General features: G+C 61.4%; 4 protein-coding genes. All 4 read right to left on the bottom strand.

Annotated features, from left to right (window positions below; all coding sequences use genetic code 11):
• Window positions 1–11 precede the first annotated feature (11 nt).
• Window positions 12–530: a DNA-packaging protein gene (locus ACWGS9_RS34260; protein ID WP_454509357.1), complete on the bottom strand. Its 519-nt coding sequence runs from the start codon at window positions 528–530 to the stop codon at window positions 12–14.
• Between the two features lie 307 nt (window positions 531–837).
• Entirely contained in the window at window positions 838–3,075 is a 2,238-nt protein-coding gene (locus ACWGS9_RS34265) for a hypothetical protein (RefSeq protein ID WP_454509358.1), read from the bottom strand.
• Window positions 3,076–3,078: 3 nt separating this feature from the next.
• On the bottom strand, window positions 3,079–3,234 hold the full coding sequence (locus tag ACWGS9_RS34270) for a plasmid mobilization protein (protein WP_454509359.1): 156 nt from the start codon (window positions 3,232–3,234) through the stop codon (window positions 3,079–3,081).
• Window positions 3,225–3,459: hypothetical protein (locus tag ACWGS9_RS34275; protein ID WP_454509360.1), on the bottom strand; the 235-nt coding region annotated here is incomplete at its 5' end. The genes ACWGS9_RS34270 and ACWGS9_RS34275, both read right to left, overlap by 10 nt.

The raw sequence follows: 3,459 nt of genomic DNA on the forward strand, positions 1-3,459 counted from the left end.
GAGCGGGCTGTTTAAGCGGGACGACTTTCAACGGAATGTCTCCTGGATTGATGATCGATCGGAAGTCCCCTCGTGCGCCCGTCTATCGCCGCCAAGAGGGCGCTGACCGAGGTGTCTACACGGGCGGAAAGCTCGGACTTGTCAGCGAGGCCAAGATCCCGCGCGATGATATTCGGATTGAGCAGATCGGCGGCGGCGCCCTCGAATTTCTGGGTCCGGATTATTTCTTCCAGGCGCGTTGTGACCGGCAGAAAATCTTCGCGCTCGCGATAGCCATCCCAGGTGCGCCGCGCGATATCGAGGAAGATGCAAAGGCCATCGATGGTCATCGCTCGCATCTTGGCGACGTTCTCAATCTTGACCTCGCCCTGATAGGCGAATGGCTTGGCCTCATAGAGCGGGTTCTTGTCGACCCACTCGAAATATTCGCATGCAGCGTTCCAGAGTTGGTCAGGCGACGCGAATATCGGGCTGCGCCCGTGGGAGCTTCGCACCTTCCAGAATTCGTTACCGAGAGGCGCCGGCATCATCTAACCCTTTCCCGGCAGGAACGACCTCTTTCGCCTTCGCAGTTTCCATCATATCTTTCGCTCTATGCGGCTGTACCAAACCCTGCGCATCGTTCTCACCCTGGCTTTCTTCGTTCCAGCGATGTGGCTGTTTATGCACTTCTTCCGGCCCTACTCGGATATGTTTGCCTATTGGCTCGGCTCTCTCATTGGCCCTTGGTGGGGGCTTGCGGTCATCCTCGGTTTGCCGGGCGCTGTCCTTGTCCTCACCAAATATTTTGAGGTTCCAGTTGATGCGCCCCTCACAAAACCGATCTGGCTCGACCGCCTATTGCGGCGCCGGGGTTAGATACCTGTTTGCCGCCTGCGCAACCGGAACCAGGATCGCGCGCCCCGCAATAGCCGCCCCCTGGCGGATGGCTGCGAGATTGGGGCGCCCTGCCTGATAGGCCATCAGCGCTTCGGCTACATTCTGGCGCATCGGAGAGGTCAGCACATTGGCCACGCCTGAACGAGCGACTCCAGCCGATCCCTCACGGGCGGCGTTGATCGCATTCGCCACCATGTTGACGGCGGGGCGCGAGACGATGCCGATACCGGTCCCGATTCCTCTACCGATTTCTGGATATCCGAGCGCATGCCCGGCAAGCTCTCCAAGTTCGCCGCCGCCGATCACTGAAGTGAGATACCCTCCTTCATGTGCAGCGCCGCCCAACGGGACCGCCGTCGGGATATCTCCGTCGGCCGCCGATGCGAGAGCCGTTTTCGAATTGCGAGTGACGATGTTGTTCGTGTCCTGCATCGCAGCCTGATGGTCGAGTTCCTTCAAAAGCTGATTGGTAGGCCCATCACCAATGATCTGGCGAAGCTTTTGGACCGGATAGCCGTTTCCATTGGAAAGCAGATTTTTGACGCCGGCCGCATCGGTGCGCGCCGTGCCCATCGTGTCGGTTAGAGCTTTCCGAGTACCGAGCTGAAACGCCTGCTGCTCGGGAGGCGACATCGTTGCGAGGCGCGACTCCAGCAGGTCGGGGTCATAAACCTGACCATCCGACTTCGGCGCGAAGATCGAGCGGCCATTCTCGAATGCATTTTCGACGGCCTTGTCGCTCGCGTATTGAGACCTGGCCAGGGCGTAATCGGGATTGGCTGCGTCCATCTGATTGAGCAGGCTGGAGCGCACGTCCCATAGGGTCTTGGCCTTGGCATTGTCGCCATTACGGAATGCTGACGACGCCATATCGTCGATCACGTCTTGCGCGCGATGAAGCGTTTCGATGCTGCCCTGCCCAACATTCGGGCCAGTGATGTAGCCGCGGGCCTCCTGAAGGGCCGACGAGATCGGATCCAGCGTCGTTCCAGCTTTTGTGCTCGGGTAGATCGCGGAATCGATCCTCGCGACGGTCGGGGTAACGTCGACCGGAGCCTGGTTCGCGAAGGCCTTGGCGTAGTTCGCGGCGCCATTGGCCTGCGTGGTCGCCTTGAGGGCTGCCATCTGCTGCGGAGCATTCACATCCGGGCCTGCCGCAGCATCCACAGTTGAATTCATGCGAGGCCCGAACTGATCGGCGCGCGCCGTCAGGTTCTGGGTCATCTGCGGACCAACCTCGGGATATTGGGCAGCCAGCTTCACAGCCATTCCCTGGGCAGCCGGGCCGCTATCGGCAAGCGTGGCGCCCGGTCCCATCTCGGCGATCCTCTGAATCGCGCTGCCTGCTGTGTCGCCCTGCCGGCCGAGATTGGACACGATGGAATTGGCGACTGAGGCCGGAACGTCAGAGCCGTGAGTAGCCCAGTAAATCGCATCGGCGATTTTTTGCGCTCCGGTCTTTCCCGCCCATCCGATAGCTGCTCCCAGGGGGAGCGCGGCAGCGCCACCTCCGGCTCCCCATACCCCGCCCTTAAATGTTTCCCACGGATCGCCCCCGGAGCGAACTGCAGAATCGGCCCCACCGATTGCGCCACCCGTGAGCGTCGATGCGGCACCGCGCATAAGGATACCTCCCCCTCCGGCTCCGAAGGCTGCTGGCGCGGCCATGACAGCCGGGATAGTCCCCGCGACAGCGCCTGCCACGTTCAGACCCTTGTCGACATAGGGATGCTGCGCTTCAAAGGCTGCGTCCTTGCCGTTCTGGATATTGAGCGCCTGCTGATAGCGCTCGTCCCACGTTTTGCCCGGAAGCTTCTGAAAGCTGTCGGGGAGCAGCGGATCGACGAGGGGCGCAAGAGTGGCATTCGTGGCCGCGTCGATGCCGTTCAGCATGCCGCCAACAATTGGAACGCCGGTCGCGGTGGCTCGCGCAGCATTGTCAGCCGAAATGCTACCGTCCTGGGGCGCCGCGAAAGGATCGTGATCGACCGGAACAAGTTGGTAACCAGGGGGAGGCTCAGGAATGCCTTGAAACCGTGGGCCTACTGGCATGCCTTGGAAACGTGGGGGCTTGCCGCTCGACATGGCCGAAGGGTCGCCATCAGCCGGGGCATTCTTTGCCCACGGATCTCCATCAACTGGAACGAGCTGGTAGCCGGGCGGCGGTGCCGGGATGTTTGCTGCGGTACTGGGCATGGTTCAGGCCTCCACTCGCGACGAAGCTTCCGTCGCGGTTTCGCGAACAAACTCGGAAAGCGTAAGCCCCCGCTTCCTCGCTGCAGTGCGTAGCGCCAGCTTTTCCTGCGGGGTCACCCGGACGCGAATGTTCTCAATCATCGAGACCCTCAGACGCATTTGGCGAACTGATCCGGCTGCGCCCAAAGCGCGCTCTGCGCCTGCCCCATCTTATTGGCCGCCGTTACGCGCGCCATCACGGTCGATTTCGCCACCATTGGGCGTGGGGGCGGTGGCGGAGCGTAGGCGGGAAATGTTGCCGCCAGCTGTGTCTCAGTCGCATAGTCTGAGAATACAGCTTCGCCAGCCTGCGCGACATAATCAGGGTCGACCGCATGGAAGCTT

It is taken from the genome of Mesorhizobium sp. Arg314 (genome assembly GCF_053714275.1).